Raw genomic sequence first — 16,606 nt, 5'->3', positions numbered from 1 at the left:
CCGCGGGCCGCGGCCCGGCTACCTGCCGGCCGCGGCCAGCACCACATCCACCAGACGCTCCGCAGCATCCGGCCGCCCATGCGCACGCGCCCGCTCGGCCATCGCCGCCCGCCGCTCGGGATCCGTCAGCAGCGGCGCCACTGCAGCCCGCAGCTGTCCGGGCGTCACCTCGCCGGTCAGCGCGACAGCCGCCCCGGCATCAGCGAGATGCCGGGCGTTGTGGACCTGCTCGTTGCCGGCCGAGGTGGCCAGCGGCACGAACACGGCCGGCTTGCCCAGCGCGGTCAGCTCCGCGATCGTGCCCGCCCCGCTGCGGGAGATCACCACATCGGCCAGCGCGAACACATCCGGCAACTCCGCGCCCATGTAGCCGGCCAGGTGATAGCGCCCCGCACTCGCAGCGGGCAGCTGAGCGGTCTGCCGGCGCAGTTCGTCGACGTTGCCGGGACCGCACTGGTGGATCACGTTGGCGTGCTCCAGCAGCCAGGGCAGCACATCCCGCACCAGATGGTTGACCTGCTGTGAACCCTGCGCGCCGCCGGTGACGTACACCGTCGGCAGCCGTGCGTCGAACCCGTGCAGGCCCAGCGCATGAATGGCCTTCTGCGCCTGACCGGTGAACACCTCCGGCCGCACCGGGTTACCGGTGACCACCGCAGCAGCGCGCACGCTCTCGGGCAACAGCGGCAGCGTGGACGGAGAGGACACCGCCACCCGCGTCGCGGCTCCGGCCAGCGTCCGATTCGCCAGGCCCAGCCGCACCGTCTGCTCATGCACCACCAACGGAACCCGGCACAGCCGCGTCGCCGCCACACCGACCGGCACCGCCACATAGCCGCCCGTCGCCAGCACCACATCCGGACCGAACCCGGTGATCGCCTTCCTCGCCTGCAACACGCCCAGCGGCACCCGGCTCATGTCAGCAATGTTCGCCGGGGACACCAGTTTGATGGGGTTCTTCGATCGGCGGATCTTGCCCACCGCAACCGACTCGAAGCGGATCCCCTCCCCCACCGCGACCCGAGACTCCAGACTGTCTGCCTCGCCCACCCACACCACATCCAGCCCGGCGCCCTGTGCCGCGAGACGGGACTGCAGCGTGCGCACCGCGGTCAAAGCAGGGTAGGTATGACCACCCGTACCGCCACCCGTCACCATCAAACGAAAATACCGGCGGTGATCGTTGTACATGCTGCTCCAGTTGTTCCAGAATCGGCCCGCTGCCAAGGCCCGCACCTTCACCGCGGCTGAGGGCCTTGACACTCGAGCCTCCCACAACCAGAGACGACAACCCTCCCAACCAGCCACGGGACAACCGCCCCGTCCCCTTCGCCCTCGTAGAGTGCACCGGTTCCCCGAGCGTCGAAGGCCCCCCATTACCGTCTTCGTAGCCCCGCAACGGGGTTACCGGCCTTCGGAGTTGGCATGACTACCTCCCCTTGTCGAGTGCATGGCCTGGGGGGGGTGTCACCAACTCCGGCGGCACTGACAGACCGCTGATTAGGGGCATGACCACCGACCTTTCCGCAGGTTGGGAGGCTCTTCGTAATGTGGATGTGGCGATCAGTGCCGTGGCAGGGCCGGACGAGTACGACCGGAGGACACCCCACGTGATCGACACCGGCGACATCAACATCTACCTCGGCCTGGACGTCGGCAAAGGCGAACACCACGCCACCGCACTCACTCCGGCCGGGAAGAAGACCCTCGACCGCAGACTGCCCAACAGCGAGCCCAAACTCCGCGAGGTCTTCGCCAAACTGCAGGCCAAACACGGCTCCGTCCTCGTCATCTTCGACCAGGTCGCCTCCATCGGCGCCCTGCCCCTGGCCGTCGCCGGCGAGCTCGGCTGCCATGTCGCCTATCTGCCCGGCCTGGCCATGCGGCGGATCGCCGACCTCTACCCAGGCGAGGCCAAGACCGATGCGAAGGACGCATTCATCATCGCCGACGCAGCCAGGACGAGGCCCCACACGCTGCGGTCGGTCGACCTCGACGACGAGACGATCGCCGAGCTGCAGATGATCGTGGGGTTCGACGACGACCTGGCGTCCGAGGCAACTCGCCTGTCCAACCGGCTGCGGGGCCTGTTCACGCACATTCATCCGCACCTGGAAAGGGTCCTGGGCCCGCGCATGCAGCACCCGGCCGTGCTCAGGCTGCTGGACCAGTTCGGCTCGCCGGACCAGATCCGCAAGGCCGGACGCCGACGACTCGTCGCCCTGATCCGGCCGAAAGCGCCCCGCATGGCGGAGCGGCTGATAGACGACGTGTTCACCGCGCTCGACGAGCAGACCGTTGTCGTCCCGGGCACGGATGCGGCCGCGCTGATCGTTCCCAGCCTCGCCTCCTCGCTCCAGGCCGTGCTCGACCAGCGCAAACTGCTGGCCCACCGGATCGAGGAACTCCTGGAGGCCCACCCTCTTTCCAAAGTCCTGATGTCCATGCCCGGCATCGGCGTCAGGATCGGAGCCCGCATCCTCATCGACGGCGGCGACGGCACCGCGTTTCCGTCCGCCGCCCACCTTGCCGCCTACGCCGGCCTCGCCCCGGCGACCCGCACCTCCGGGTCGTCCATCCGCGGCGAACAGCCCTCACGGAGAGGAAACCCCTCTCCGCGTTCGCCGCACTGGCCGACCCGGCCTCCCGCACCTACTACGACAAGAAGATCACCCAGGGAAAGCACCACACCCAGGCCATCCTCTGCCTCGCCCGACACCGAGCCGACGTGCTCTTCGCGATGCTCCGCAACGGCACCTTCTACCAACCACCAACCCCAGCTGCCCCTTGACCGAAGTCATGGGGCCCCCGCAGGACCTGCAGACCAGGCTCGGCCTGATCGACCAGGCTCTCGTTCATCAAGCCGCCGCCGACCTCGCTTCGAGACGCGACACCCGCCGAACAAACGCTCGGGGCGTGCACGGACCCGCGCTCGCTCCAAGCCGCTGACCCCATGCACTACCCACATGCCCTGAACATGGTGGGCGAGCCCACCTGGTAGCTGATGGAAGAGGTGCCAGACCTCCTGCCTGGCCGCAGGAACGTGAAGTGGCCCCACATGATGATCTGAGGGGGTCAGGTTCTGGGAGCGTGGTTAACACGCCCGCAACAGATACTGATCCCCCATCAGCCCTTCCACCGCTGCCGTGTCGAACAGATGCCCCTGCAACTAATGCATGCGGCCACAGGTCTTCGCCACCGACTTCCCCCAAAGCTGCGACATCCGTTCACAGCCCCCGGCCGACAACCCCGTCGCCTCCATCGGCCCGACGACAGAACCCCCACGCTCCACCATGGAAACCACCCCTCCGCCCAAGCGCCCTGGCACACTAGACCGCGCCACTGACAACACCCCCCAACAAAGACACAGAAGCGGCATGCAGGCAAAGGAAAACCAGCCCCCTTACTAGCATCACCGCAGGTCACAAAGTGTCGTCCCCGCGCCCGCGGGGTTGCTCGGGCAGTCCTCGGGGGCCGGAGCCACCCCGCCCTGTCGTCCCCGCGCCCGCGGGGGTTGCTCGCGGGCGTGCCTTGTCGGTCTAAAACTGACGACCATCGTTGACACCTGGGTCTCCCGACGCCTACGGAGATCCACATGTCGAAGACAACCCCGCTCGATCGCGAGGCCAAGCGGCGCCTGGCCGTCATACGCCATGTCGAAGAGGTCACCGGCAACGTTGCTATGAGTTGCCGGTACTTCGGCATCAGTCGGCAGGCCTACTACATCTGGTACCGCCGTTACCAAGCCGAGGGCATCGAGGGGCTGCGCACGCGCTCGAAGGCCCCCAAGCACAGCCCGAACGCCACCCACGTTGAGGTAGTCGGGAAGATCATCTACCTCCGGCAGAACTACCACTTCGGGCCAGAGAAGATCGCGATGTACCTCAAGCGGTATCACGACGTCACGATCAGCAAGTCGGGCGTGTGGCGGATCCTGAACCGCCTGGACATGGGCCGTCTGCCGGCCTCTCAGCGGTACAAACGCCACGACCGCCGATGGAAGCGGTACGAGAAGAAGCTGCCCGGCCATCGGGTGCAGATCGACGTGAAGTTCATCGAACCACTTGCCTCGATGCCTCAGGGCCGCCGCGGTGGGCGCAACAAGTACTTCCAGTTCACCGCGATCGACGACTGCACCCGGCTGCGAGTCCTGCGGATCTACCCAACGCTGAACCAAGCGACCGCGATCCAGTTCCTCGACTACGTCATCCAGCGCCTGCCGTTCCAGGTCGAGGTCATCCAGACGGACAACGGCGCCGAGTTCCAGTCTGCGTTCCACTGGCACGTATTGGACAAGGGCATTGCCCACACCTACATCAAGCCGCGAACACCGCGCCTGAACGGCAAGGTTGAGCGCTCTCACCGCATCGACGCCGAGGAGTTCTACCGGCTCCTCGAGGGCGTCATCATCGACGACGCCGAGGTCTTCAACGACAAGCTGCGTGAGTGGGAGGACTACTACAACTACCATCGCCCGCACGGCGGCCTTGGCGGCCAGACACCTTACGAACGCCTCAAGCAGAAGACCACGACTCAGGCGTAACCGGTGATCGTCAGTTGCACACCGACAGACTCGGGCTGTCGGGTTGTCCGTCCGCCTGGTCACGAGTGGGAGAAGTCGCCGTTGTGGGGAGCTCGCGGTGGTGATGATCGGGGGGTGGCAGGACTCGGGGGGCGCCGCTGGCGGCGCAGGTGGCAGATGTTCGGGGCTCTGGGTGCCCTGGCGGTCGTGGCGAGTGTCGCGTATGCGATGCGACAGTTGTTGCACGGTGGTCTGGAACCGGGTGACACCGCCGGGCTGCTGGGTCTGCCCCTGGGGGTAATCGGGCTCGTGGTCTCCGTGGTCGCATTGCGCAATCCGGTCGAGGGCAACGATGCTGAGCGTTCCCGTGGTTGGGCCGCGACGCTGGCCAAACAGGTTGAGGATGGGGAAAGCGGGGTGTGGCGGCAGTTGCTGGGTGACGACACCCGGCGCATCAACCTTGCCTATGACCTGCAACCTGCTGTCTCCCGCCCCGCCGTGGCGTTGGCGGCCGGACGGTTGACCGCCGACGGAGCAAATTCGGCGACGGTGCCGGATATCGTCTCTTATTACCGAGCCACCCAGCCTCTGCGCTTGGTCATCACCGGCGCTGCCGGGGCCGGCAAGACCGTCCTCGCCCTGGAACTACTCTTGGCCCTCCTGGACGGCCGGGCCGAGGACGATCCCGTTCCCGTGCGTATCCCGCTGTCCCGATGGGACACTGAACGCCAGTTGCTGCCCGACCTGCTGCGGCAGCGGTTGGTGGAGGCCTATGACTGGCCCACCGACCTGGCGGCCGGCTTAGTGCGGCAGCATCTGGTGCTGCCGGTGTTAGACGGCCTGGACGAAATGGACCCCCTGGTCGATGGCTCCCCCGATCCTGCCGCGCCCCGCGCCACCGCCGTCGTCCGCGCGCTCAACGCCTACCAGCAGGGCCGTGACGCCGGGCCTCTCATCCTGACGTGCCGCACCCGGCACTACGACGCTCTAGCCACACATGCTGAGGTGCTGGATGCCGCCCGCATCACCATCGCCCCCGTTGACGCCACCGACGCCCGCACCTACCTCACCGACCGCGCCCTCACAACGGACCGCTGGCAGCCCCTACTCGACCACCTGGCTGCCCACCCCAGCGGACTCCTGGCGACGGTACTTTCCACCCCCTGGCGACTGTGTCTGACTGCCACCGTCTACCACCGCGACGGTGACCCCGGGGAACTCCGCACTCTCCTCGACGCGAGCACCCTGGACGACCATCTACTGGCCCGGTACATCCCCGCGGCCACCCGCATCGCGCCCAACCCTCACGGGTACGCGCCCAAGGACGTCCACCGCTGGCTCCACCACCTCACCACCCACCTCGACCCAACCGGCGCCCTCCCCGCCACGGCCCCTACATCTGTGGAGGCCACCGATCTGCTCCTGCACGAACTGTGGCCCCTCGCCGGACGCACCCGCGTCCGCACTACCGACGCCGTCCTCACCACTCTCGCCGTCCTCCCGTCCGCCTGGACAGCCCCCCTAAAGCCGACAGGGCTCGCCGCCCTGATCACTGCGCTTGCCGTCATGTCCGGAGCCCTCGCCATCACAACCGGCCAGCCCACAAGTACGGCGAACCCGCTCAGGACCCGTCAAGGACGCAGGGAGTTCGCGTTCTGGCTTGCAGGCGGGCTCGTACTCGGGCTCGCGATCGGGCTCGCGATCTGGCTCGCGATCGGGCTCGCAGCCGGACCCACAGTCGGGCTCGCAGCCGGATTCGCGACCGCACTCACGGTCGGACTCACGCGTGAGCCGGGTACAAATCTCGGAGCCCGGGCCGTCATCAGGAGTGACGCCATGGCCGGACTCATGTTCGGACTCACGTTCGGGCTCGCAGTCGGGCTAGCAGGCGGCCTCGAAATCGGGCTCGCGGCCGGGCTCGCAGCCGGACTCGCAATGGGGCTCGCGGCCGGACTTTCGGCCGGACTCGCGGGCGGTGCCCGGGCTTCGCGGCGGTATGCGGTGTTCCTGCTCTGCTCGCGCCGCCGTCTGCCGTTCCGGCTCGGCCTCTTCCTGGACTGGGCTGTCACCGCAGGACTCATGCGCTACAGCGGACCCGCCTATCAGTACCGCCACCGCGAACTCCAGCACTGGCTCCGCCAGCACCCCCAACCAGCGGACCTTCCCTGAAACTCGGGGCGTCGCATTGCCGGTAGCCGCCACGCCCTCAATTCCGTTCGCGGGTGGGGTTGTACGGCGTGGTCGGGGGTGGGGTTATCGCATCGTGATGCTGGTCGGGCCTTCATGGTCGGTGGTCTGGTCAGGGCCGGCTGCTGGCCTGTCCCGTAGGCGCGGCGCCGGTGGTGGTGCCGCCCCGTACGGGAGGCGGCGGGTCATGGTGAAGAGGGATGCGGGTGGCGGGGACCGGTTGGCGTTGACGGTCCTGGCGCAGCACCGGATGGCTACCACTGAGCAGATGCATCTGATGATCGGGCCGGGGGTGCGGATCGAGCAGACGAGGCGGCGGCTGGTGAAGCTGCGGGGTGAGGGGTGGGTTGGTTGATCGTGTGACGTTGCCTCAGGCGGGCCGGATGCGGGCCTGGTTCGTCACCGAGTACGGGGCGGAGGTTGTTGGTGGGTTCGCGGAGTTGCGGGGCTGGCGGCCGTCCCGGCTGGGAGCCGACCGTACGGCGGTCCGTCTGCGGGCGGGGCACGTGTTGACGGTGACGGAGACCGCGCTGGCGTTCGTGCAGGACGCCTGCCGCTGCGGGGATGTGTGCCGGCCCTTGGACTGGATCCCTGAAGTGCACCACCCCTTGGGGGGTGGCGAGGCCGTCATTCCCGACGCCCTGCTCTACTACCGGCGCGGCGGTGAGGGTGAGCGGGACTGGTCGATGTTGCGGGCGTTCGTGGAGGTGGACCGGGCCACCATGAGGCCCGAGCGTGTGGCGGCGAAGATCCGGGCCTATGAGCGGCTGTATCGGTATGTACCGACTCCTGTCGGCCGGCCGCGCGGGAGCGCTGTTCTCGAGGAAGAGTGGCGGCGGTATCCGCTCTTCCCGCGTCTGTTGTTCGTCCTGGACGGCACCGGCCCCGCCGGGGTGGAGAACCGGCTGAGTGCACTGCGCGCGGCCGCCCGGCTGGCCGGCGCCGATTTCGCGCGACAGGTACCCATCCTCGCGGCCCCGCTGACGGAGCTGCTCCGTGCGGGGCCCTCTGCACCCGTCTGGCAGCCGATGACCGAGGCCGGGCAGTGCGTTCCTGGGTTGCGCCCTTGGCAGGCTGACAGGCTGCCAAGGGCTGGCTTTGGTGCGGCGTCGACCGGACGGCAAGCCCGACCATGGGCCTGACCACACCCCGACCATGGGCCCGACCACGGTCTCCCCGCCCCCAGCCACAGGGCTGACCATGCAGGTCATAGGCCTGCGCAATCAGATGGGGCGTTGTGCACCAGCCATAGCCGCCCACCGCCCCCTTGAGTGCGCAGACGTGCGAAGCTCCCGGCCGCTTGCGCAGCAGGACCGGCCTGGTGCGCACTCGCTGCGCACCGGCCGTCTGCGTGATTGCGCAGCTGATTGCGCAGCCTGTCGGCGCGGCCGTTGGTGGGCGGTGTGCAGGAGATGCCGCCCAGGGTGGAAGGGGTTGAGCATGCCTGCTTCCTCACCCGGCTGGTCGCTGCCGGAGCCCATGCGCGCCGTGCCCGTCACCGACCCGGCGCTCCCGGCCGGGTGGGCGGCGCAACTCAAGTGGGACGGCTACCGTGCACTGGTTGGCCGGTGGGCTGATGGCCGGGTCGCGGTGCGCAGCCGTAACGGCGGCGATCTGACCGCATCGTTCCCCGAGATTGAGGAGGCCGTTCGCCTGCTTCCCGACGACACGGCGGTTGATGGCGAGCTGGTCGTGTGGGAGGGCGGACGGCTCGCGTTCGAGCGGCTGCAGCAGCGCATGCACCGCCGCGGCGCGGCCGCGACCCGCGCGGCCGGCGAGCTCCCCGCGCATCTGGTTGCGTTCGACCTCCTGCGCCTGAACGGCCAGGGCCTCACCGGCTGGCCCTTCAGCGACCGCTATGCCGCGCTGCAGGAGCTGTTCCTCAAGCATCATCTGGCCGCGCCGTGGTCGCTGTGTGCGACCACGACCGACCCGGTGCAGGCGGCCGCCTGGCTGGCCGACTACCCGGCCGTCGGCATCGAAGGCCTGGTGTTCCGGCCTCTGGCGAGCAGGTACGTGCCGGGCGGGCGCGGCTGGACCAAGTACAAGATGCGCCACACCACGGAGGCAGTCGTCGGCGCGGTCACCGGCAGCCTCACTGCCCCCACGACCGCCCTGCTCGGCCGCTACGACGACGCCGGCCGGCTCCGGTACGCAGGCCGCACCACCACCCTCAGCACGACCGCGCGCCAGACTCTCGCCGGGCAGCTGCGCACCGGTGGCGCCGACTATCCCTGGACAGGCCGCACCTTCAGCGCTGGGTGGAGTTCAAGGGAGCACCTGTCGGTGCGCCTGGTCGTACCCGAAGCAGTTGCCGAAGTCGCCGTGGACGTCGCCCGGGACAGCCCCGGGCGCTGGCGCCACCCGGTCAGGTTCACCCGCATTCGAGCCGACATGACACTAGGCGACGTGCCACTGTTCGGGGCGGCTCCCTAACAGGTCACCATCAAAGGCGACCAACCTGCGCGGGTTTGAGGGCCCGACAGCCTCGGCTCATGCGGTTTCCGGATGGCAGCCATGCGAGACATTCGCTTGTCGCATATGGCCCCTCTCCCTAGGGTCGACGCCGTGGGCAACACCGCCTTCCCGCGCCACCACGTGGGCGCGGCTGCGGTAAACCGCCAGACAGCCGTAAAGAGCTGTCGTCGGCGGACGTGCTGAACGAGATCGACAGGGAGACGCGATGCGCAAAGCAGTAATCAGCTTGTTCGTGGCGCTGGCGGCCGTGCTCGCCGTAACCCCCCTCACCACCGCCGGCCACACCGACACCGTCGCCTGCTGCGGTCAAACCCCCAAGTAGGAGACGCTCACCCGTACTTCGGCGCAGCAGTAGGGGCCCGTCAGCTCTTCGACAGGCCCTTGGTCACTTCGGGAGTGCGCAGTTCAGGTGGGCCTGGCAGTAACGAGATCGACAAGGAGACGCGATGCGCAAAGCAGCAATCGGCTTGTTCGTAGCACTGGCAGCAGTGCTCGCCGTAACCCCCCTCACCACCGCCGGCCAGTCCGACACCGTGGCCTGCTGCGGGCAAAACCCCAAGTAGGAGACCCTCACCCGTACTTCGGCGCAGCAGTAGGGGCCCGTCAGTTCCTCGGCGGGCCCTTCTTCCTTGAGCTGTCACCGCTCATGTTCTTCCATGGTCGGCCGGAGTGCTTGCCCGAGGTCGGTCGGTGAGCGGCGGTGCGGGGCGTCCTCGTTGTGTCCGTAGATGGCCTGCACGGCGGCGAGTGCCTGTTCGTAGGTGTCGGTGAGGGTGTCGATCGTCAGCCGCATGCCCTGCTCCTGCTCCGCGTCCGGTCTGCCGCCGGGGCCGGTGGGCGTCTCGGGGTGTGCGAGTGGCGGCAGGCCAAGCACGGCGCGGCGGAAGTCGCGGGCGGCGGCCCGGAGTTCCTCTCCTCGCTCCCACTCCGTGCGGTACTCCATGTCGGGGATCTGGCGGAAGCGGACCAGCTGTTCGGCGACGTCCGTGACGTGCTCCGGGTCGGGGACGACGGTGCGCAGCGGGGCGAGCGGCGCGTAGAGAAGGATCTCCCGGGTGTTGAGGCAGGTGAGGGCGTAGAACCAGCCGCGGCGTTCCTGCCAGTGCAGGCGGATGCCGCTGCTTCGGTAGCGGGTGCGGCTGGCGTCCCAGGTCAGCCACATGTAGGTGGTCAGGCCGCCGTACTCGCGGGTGGTGCAGTCGGCGTGTACCGAGCCGGGCGGGATGCCGCGTGCAGCGAGCGCGTCGTCGACGGCCCGCACATAGGGCCAGTGCGGCAGTCCTTCGGGTCGGCCTGGCCATCCGGGCGGCTCAAGCAGCACGGACCTCACCCCCACAAGCATCGGGAGCGGACGGCGTGCGGGTCATGAGGCGCGGCGGAAGACGGCGGCCGGGCCGATGACGCCCGCACCGAACTTGTCCCGAACCCGGTCGACCACGGTTTCGGCGACCAGGCGGGCTTCACGGGCGTCGTCCAGGCTGATCTGCTCGGCGGCCTGGTCCGCGCCGATGAGGTCCTCACCCCTGAGCGACAGTCCGGTCAGCCTGCCGCGTTGCAGGCCGGCGGCGTCCATCAGCTGGTAGGCGAGGGTGCGCAGGTCGTCGTCGTGGGCGGACGGCTCCACCAGGCGCCGGGTCTTCTCCCATCGGGTGTTGCCGGCGAAGGTGAGGGTGAGGGTCAGGGCGCGGGCCACCTGGTCGCGACGGCGCAGCTGGCGTCCGAGCCGGACGACGAGTTCGAGCAGGGCGGCACGCACGGTGGCACCGTCCAGGACGTGCCGCTCGAAGCGACACCGCACGGAGGCGGCCGGAGGCAGGGCGCGGGGGACGACGGGGCGCGGGTCGATGCCGCGGGCACGGTCCGCGGCGATGCGGCCAGCGCGGCCGCCCAGCAGACGGTGCACGGTGGCGGGCGGGACGGCCGCGAGCAGGCCGACACAGTGGATGCCGTAGTCACGCAGCACCGCCGCCTGCCGCGGGCCGATGCCGTGCAGGGCCTCCACCGGCAGCGGCCCCAGCCAGTCGTCCGCCTCGCCCGGGGCGACGGCGAGGATGCCGCCCGGAGACGGGACCTGGGCGGAGGCGGTGGCCGCCACCGTGATCGTGGGGCCGATACCGACACGGACGTCGACGCCGAGGCGGGACAGGGAGCGGATCCGCAGGATCTCCCCCAGACGGCGGGCATCGGTGCCGTGATAGCGCAAAGCCCCCTTCAACTCCACCACAGCCGCGCTCGGCGGCAGGGCTTGGACGATCGGCGAGAGTTCCGCCATCAGTTCCAGTAGCTGCCGGTAGGCGGGCTCTGGCAGCCCGTCCGGGCACCGCACATGCATGATCGTCGACACCTGGTCCGGTGTCACCGCGCTCGTGGTCATCACCGTCACCTCCCACACCCCACGTTATCGAACGCAAAATCGAACACGCGAGGGCACGGGGAAGGATCATGGGCCTAGAATCGGCAATGTGTTCGATGATCTGCCGCCCGACCTGGAGCGCCTTCACACCCTGCGGGTCTGGCATGCCCTGTGGATCGAGCGCATCGACCGCAAGATCGAAGCCCTCCGGCAGCGGGAACGCGAGCAGGAACGCGGCCGCCGCAACCGGCCCGCCCCGCCGGAGTGGATCGTCGGACTCGGCATCGGCGCGGGCCACCCGCCCGTCCAGGTCCACGCCGGCGACTGCTACGCGGCAGGCAAACGCCGCCGCCCTGTCGACCGCGACGAAGCCCGCCGCCTGCTCGCCACGGGCCTGCCCGGCTGCACCCACTGCCAGCCCGACGTCCAGCTCCACATCATCGACTTAGCCGCCCGCCGCCCGCCGGGCCGGGCGCAGCAACACCGACGCACGGTTTGGGGCATTCTGACACCGGCGTGGCTCGAACAGTCGTGTCATTCGGCCGGTTATCCTGCGGGAAGGCGGCTGGTCTTCGCCGCCCAGAACAGGACGCACGATGTCGACTCCCCCTCCCCCGGCCTCCGAACCGGACCCGTCCGCGCTGACCTGCCCCGGCGACCAGGTCGGCCTGTGTGCCGGATGCCAGCGCAAGACACACCGCTACGGCAACGGCGGCTGCCCGATTTCTCTCGGGGTGGACCGGCTGTGGTGTGACGTGGGGTGAGGCGGGTTCGTTGACCCTCGGGGACTCGTTCTCGGGGGGTGTGGCTCTGCGGCGGGTTGTTGCACGACTCGTGGCAGGAGTTTGGGATGCGAGCGTTTCCCGTGGTGATGCCGTCCGGGCAGAGGTACTGGACGGTCCTTGATGACCATTTGGAGGTCGTCTCTCTAGCTGATCAGTGGCTTCGGCATCTGAGGTTCGGCCGAGACCGGGCGGAGCTGACGACCAAGGCTTACGCCGGCAGTGTCGCGCTCTACCTGCGCTGGAGCGGATCGACGGGGCGGGCGTGGGCGGAGGCCGGGCGAGACCTCGGATTGTTCATGGTCTGGTTGAAGTACACCCCGGCCCCGCGGGACGGGGTGGTGCCGGTGGTGCGGGCCGGGCCCGGTGCCGTCCCGGTGCGCGGTGAGCGGCGGATCAACCGGGTGCTGGTCGCGGTGCGGGGTCTGCTGTCGTACGCGGTGTCAGTCAGTGAGGCACCGAGGTCGGTGCTCGGGCAGATCTACGAGCTTGCCGACAGCCGGGATCTTCCCGCGGAGGCACAGGGGGAAGACGGCGGCCTGTTCTACCGGCTGCGTCCGGTGCACTCGCTGCGCGAGCCGGAGACGACGGTGGACCGGGCCGCGGACGCCGCGCTGGTGGCGATGTTCGTCGCCTGCCGTAACGCGCGTGACCGGCTGATCGTCCTGCTGGTCGGCCGGGTCGGGCTTCGTCGCGGTCAGGTGGCGGGCCTGCGGCGCAGCGATGTCCATCTGCTGCCGGACTCCCGGGCGCTGGGCTGCGACTACCCGGGCGCTCACGTTCATGTGCGGCGGCGGGAGAACGTGAACGGGGCCTGGTCGAAGTCGCGGCCCGCGTGGGTGGCGCCGCTGGACTTCCTCGTGGTGTCCGCGTTCGACCTGTACTACGACGAGCGGCACCGGCTGCTCGGGATGGGCGGGAGCGACTTCCTGCTCGTGAACCTCTTCCGGGCGCCGCTGGGAGAGCCAATGTCGCCGGAGGCGATCGGCGAGCTCCTGGAACGGCTCAGCGGCCGGGCCGGACTGGACCGGCGGGTGGGCGCGCACATGGCGCGCCGGGCGTTCGCCTCCAACGTCACCGACGCCGGAGGCCAGCCGGACGAGGTGCAGGCGGTGCTCGGGCAGAAGAGCCTCGACTCACAGGCGCCGTACCTGTTCCCGGATCCGAAGCGGGTGCGGGCGGCGATCGAGCGGGTGCCATCGCCGCGTGGCATGGCCGGCCCGGAGGACAGCCGGTGACGGCCGCCAGCGCCCCAGCCCTGTCCGAGGCCGAGGCGCCGGACGAAGACCAGCGGGTGGGGGAGCTCCTGCGCGCCCTCGATGCCGATTTCCTGGCCCTGTTGGGGTGGGACTGGAACCGTCGCGTGATCACCTGGCCGCGCCGGCATCCGGTGATCGGGCTGCCGGACTGCCCGGTGCCGGGCTGCCCCTTGGCGATCACCGTGCTGACGCGACCGATGTGTGGGGGCTGCATGGAGCGGTGGCGCGGTTCCAGCCTCCCGCTCGACGAGTTTCTGCTCGTGCCGAAGGAGACGAGCCGCGGAGTCGGCGAGAGCCTGTGCGTGGTCGGAGGCTGCGAGCGGCCCCGCGACACAGTCGCCGGCCGGCTGTGCCAGGCCCACCACGCCCAGCACACGAACACGAGCTTGAGCGCCTTGAGCCTGGAGGAGTTCCTTACCCATCCTTGCGTGACGGGGTACGCCTCGTTCGGGCCGTGCGAGGTGGTCGCCTGCTACCTCGACCGAGCCGGTCGCCAGGACCCGTACTGCAAAGCACACGTGCGCCGCCTCTACCGGGCACGGTCGGCGCCCGGGTTCGACGAGGCGCACTGGCGCCGGACGGACAAGGCGATCTGCACCACCCGCGAGGTCAGTCTGCGCGGCTTGCCGGACCGCCTGGTCGCCGAGCTCCTCTACGGGCTGTGGGCCCGTACCCAGGAAGGAATGAAGGCACGGCCCGAGTGCCTGCGCCCGCTCTACGACCGGCTGCGCGCCCATCAGGTGCAGGAGCTGCAGGAGGTGACGGACCCGGCCGGTCACGGGCACAGCAGCGAGCAGGTCACGATGATCCGGGCCTGGCAGCGGGCGCTGCGCCTGCTGAACATGACGCCGGAAGCCGAGCGCGTGAAGGACGTCTGGGACATGGCGGTCTTCGGCTACACCGGCCGCATCTCGTTCGCGCCCGTGCTGCAGGTGCCGCTGCGGGAGGCGATGAAGGTCTGGGTGTACGACGACCTTCCCCGGCGCCGGAACAAGAACGCCGTCCAGCACGCCCGCGCGATCATCGCGGCCATCGGCATGCTCTCGGAGAGCTTGTGCCTGCAGCGTGAGGACCGCGGCGCAGTGCCTGCGGCGTGGGGGCGCGGCGACATCGTCGCCTTCACCAACCGCATGGGCTACTTCACCTCGACCGGGAAGATCAGCCCAGCGCGGCGCCTGGCCTTCACGCGGTTCGTCCGCAGGGTCCTGCTCCGCTTCCGCACCCTCGGCCTCACCGCTCGCGGGCAGCTGCTGGAGGGCATGCCGGCCGACTTCGCGGTCGGGCCGGAGGACATGCCCGACGAGCCCGAGGACACCGAGGCCGGCCGCGACCTGCCCGACGAGGTGCTGCGCGAACTGTGCGCCCACCTCGACGAGCTGGAGGCCCAGAGCAGCACCGAGGTCCGCGTCGCCACCGAGCTGCTCATCGACACCGGGCGGCGCCCCGACGAGATCAACACTCTGCCGTTCAACTGCCTGGAACAGGACCCGGACGGCTCCGACGTCCTGGTCTACGACAACCACAAGGCCTACCGGCTCGGCCGACGGCTGCCGATCGGGGCCGAGACCGCCGCGGTCATCCGCCGCCAGCAGCAGCGCGTCCGCGAACGCTTCCCCACCACCGCCCCGGCCCGGCTGCGGCTCCTGCCGCGCCCCAAGTCCAACCCGGAGGGCACCAAGCCACTCGTCGACGTCTCCGGCCACCACCGGGCTTGGGTGAAGTCCCTGCCCGACATCCTCGTCCCCGTCGTCGCCGCCGACGCAGACACCCGAGTCACGCGGCTGGTGCCGTTCGACAAGAAGCGGATCTTCCCCTACGCCTACAGGCACTGCTACGCCCAGCGGCACGCCGACGCCGGCGTCCCGGTCGACGTCCTGAAAGAGCTGATGGACCACCGCCTGGTCAGCACCACCATGGGCTACTACCGCGTCGGCGACGAACGCCGCCGCGAAGCCGTCGACCGCGTCACCGCGCTGCAGTTCGACCGCCACGGCGACCGGGTGTGGCGCACGGCGAAGAGCCTGCTCGACTCCGAACACGTCCGCCGCGCGATCGGCGAGGTCGCCGTCCCCTACGGCGTGTGCCGCGAACCCACCAACGTCGCCGCCGGCGGCCACGCCTGCCCATTGCGCTTCCGCTGCCTGGGCTGCGAACACTTCTCCACCGACGTCTCCTACCTCCCCGACCTCCAGGCCCACCTCGCCGACCTGCTCCGCAGCCGCGAACGCCTCATGTCCGCCTTCGAAGCCGACGACTGGGCCCGGACCCAGGCCATGCCCTCCGAAGAAGAGATCCGCCGGATTCGCCGCCTGATCGAACGCGTCCAGACCGACCTCGACGACCTCACCCCCGAAGACCGCGCCCAGATCGAACAGGCCGTCACCGTCGTGCGCCGTAGCCGCACCGTGATGCTCGGCATGCCCCGAGTCCGCCAGCCCCTCCCCGACGTCCGACCGGCAAGGACCCCGACGTGACCAGCCCGATGCAGGACGGCCGACACGCCGGCACCGAACGACGCCGGCAACGAGTCCAGGACGCGATCGCCGCCGCCGTACGCGACGGCACCGCTCTGACCGCCTCGGCGATCGCCCATGCGGCCCGAGTCGACCGCACCTTCCTCTACCGCCACCGCGACCTCCTGGACAACCTGCACACCGCGAGCAGCCGCTCGACCAGCCCGTCCCCCGGATCCGCCCCGACGGTCACCACGGCCTCGCTCCAAGCGGACCTCGCCAACGCCAACGCTCGAGCGACTCGTCTGGCCGCCCGCGTCCGGCACCTGGAAGAGCACCTGTCCCGTCAGCTCGGCGAACGGGCCTGGCATGAGTCCGGACTCAGTGCTCCGGCCGACATCGCCGAACTGCATGCCGCGGTCACCCACCTCGAACAACGCACCGTCGAACTCAGCCGCGACCTGGAGGAGCGACAGGCCGAACTTGAAGCGGCTCGCGCCGCGAACCGCGAGCTGACCCGAGCCCTGAACCAACGCGGCTGACGTGCCCGGGCCGGCCCGGTGCTGGTTATC

The 16,606-nt window shown here is 69.6% G+C and carries 12 protein-coding genes and 1 pseudogene; 10 read left to right on the top strand and 3 right to left on the bottom strand.

Annotated elements, in window-relative coordinates; all coding sequences use genetic code 11:
• Positions 1-18: 18 nt before the first annotated feature.
• Entirely contained in the window at positions 19-1,191 is a 1,173-nt protein-coding gene (locus tag EJC51_RS47330; protein ID WP_126276726.1) for a UDP-N-acetylglucosamine--N-acetylmuramyl-(pentapeptide) pyrophosphoryl-undecaprenol N-acetylglucosamine transferase, read from the bottom strand.
• A gap of 419 nt (positions 1,192-1,610) precedes the next feature.
• On the opposite strand from EJC51_RS47330, the pseudogene EJC51_RS47325 reads away from it, so the two are divergent.
• From EJC51_RS47325 to EJC51_RS47300, 6 genes and pseudogenes are all read left to right on the top strand, one after another.
• Positions 1,611-2,791 (top strand): annotated as a pseudogene (locus EJC51_RS47325) (IS110 family RNA-guided transposase).
• Between the two features lie 804 nt (positions 2,792-3,595).
• Positions 3,596-4,543 (top strand): IS481 family transposase, encoded by a 948-nt coding sequence (locus EJC51_RS47315; RefSeq protein WP_126269125.1) that lies wholly within the window; start codon positions 3,596-3,598, stop codon positions 4,541-4,543.
• Positions 4,544-4,657: 114 nt separating this feature from the next.
• Positions 4,658-6,691 (top strand): NACHT domain-containing protein, encoded by a 2,034-nt coding sequence (locus tag EJC51_RS47310; RefSeq protein WP_126269126.1) that lies wholly within the window; start codon positions 4,658-4,660, stop codon positions 6,689-6,691.
• Between the two features lie 205 nt (positions 6,692-6,896).
• Positions 6,897-7,064 carry a replication-relaxation family protein gene (locus EJC51_RS49090; protein ID WP_244362272.1) on the top strand — a complete coding sequence of 56 codons (168 nt, stop codon included), beginning with the start codon at positions 6,897-6,899 and terminating at the stop codon, positions 7,062-7,064.
• Between the two features lie 4 nt (positions 7,065-7,068).
• Positions 7,069-7,851 (top strand): replication-relaxation family protein, encoded by a 783-nt coding sequence (locus tag EJC51_RS47305; RefSeq protein ID WP_244362275.1) that lies wholly within the window; start codon positions 7,069-7,071, stop codon positions 7,849-7,851.
• A gap of 298 nt (positions 7,852-8,149) precedes the next feature.
• Entirely contained in the window at positions 8,150-9,145 is a 996-nt protein-coding gene (locus EJC51_RS47300; protein ID WP_126269127.1) for an ATP-dependent DNA ligase, read from the top strand.
• Between the two features lie 679 nt (positions 9,146-9,824).
• On the opposite strand, the gene EJC51_RS47295 is transcribed toward EJC51_RS47300, so the two are convergent.
• The gene (locus tag EJC51_RS47295) at positions 9,825-10,508 is read right to left on the bottom strand and encodes a DUF6292 family protein (protein WP_126269128.1); all 684 of its coding nucleotides are present in this window, start codon (positions 10,506-10,508) and stop codon (positions 9,825-9,827) included.
• 42 nt (positions 10,509-10,550) lie between these two features.
• Positions 10,551-11,561, bottom strand: coding sequence for a DNA polymerase Y family protein (locus EJC51_RS47290; RefSeq protein WP_126269129.1), 1,011 nt, complete (start codon positions 11,559-11,561; stop codon positions 10,551-10,553).
• On the opposite strand from EJC51_RS47290, the gene EJC51_RS49085 reads away from it, so the two are divergent.
• The 4 genes from EJC51_RS49085 (at position 11,518) to EJC51_RS47270 (ending at position 16,576) form a co-directional block, all read left to right on the top strand.
• Positions 11,518-12,294: a DUF6233 domain-containing protein gene (locus tag EJC51_RS49085; RefSeq protein ID WP_244362277.1), complete on the top strand. Its 777-nt coding sequence runs from the start codon at positions 11,518-11,520 to the stop codon at positions 12,292-12,294. The two genes, EJC51_RS47290 and EJC51_RS49085, sit on opposite strands and share 44 nt — an antisense overlap.
• Positions 12,295-12,390: 96 nt before the next feature.
• Positions 12,391-13,560 (top strand): tyrosine-type recombinase/integrase, encoded by a 1,170-nt coding sequence (locus EJC51_RS47280; protein ID WP_166682789.1) that lies wholly within the window; start codon positions 12,391-12,393, stop codon positions 13,558-13,560.
• Positions 13,557-16,055 carry a tyrosine-type recombinase/integrase gene (locus tag EJC51_RS48350; protein WP_208870669.1) on the top strand — a complete coding sequence of 833 codons (2,499 nt, stop codon included), beginning with the start codon at positions 13,557-13,559 and terminating at the stop codon, positions 16,053-16,055. The genes EJC51_RS47280 and EJC51_RS48350 overlap by 4 nt, the downstream gene beginning before the upstream one ends.
• Positions 16,052-16,576 carry a hypothetical protein gene (locus tag EJC51_RS47270; protein WP_244362280.1) on the top strand — a complete coding sequence of 175 codons (525 nt, stop codon included), beginning with the start codon at positions 16,052-16,054 and terminating at the stop codon, positions 16,574-16,576. Before EJC51_RS48350 ends, EJC51_RS47270 begins: the two co-directional genes overlap by 4 nt.
• Positions 16,577-16,606 lie beyond the last annotated feature (30 nt).

The organism is Streptomyces aquilus, from assembly GCF_003955715.1.
Classification (GTDB): Bacteria; Actinomycetota; Actinomycetes; order Streptomycetales; family Streptomycetaceae; genus Streptomyces; species Streptomyces aquilus.
The sequence above is the reverse complement of the archived record's forward strand: the minus strand, read 5'-3'. Positions and strand labels throughout refer to the sequence as shown.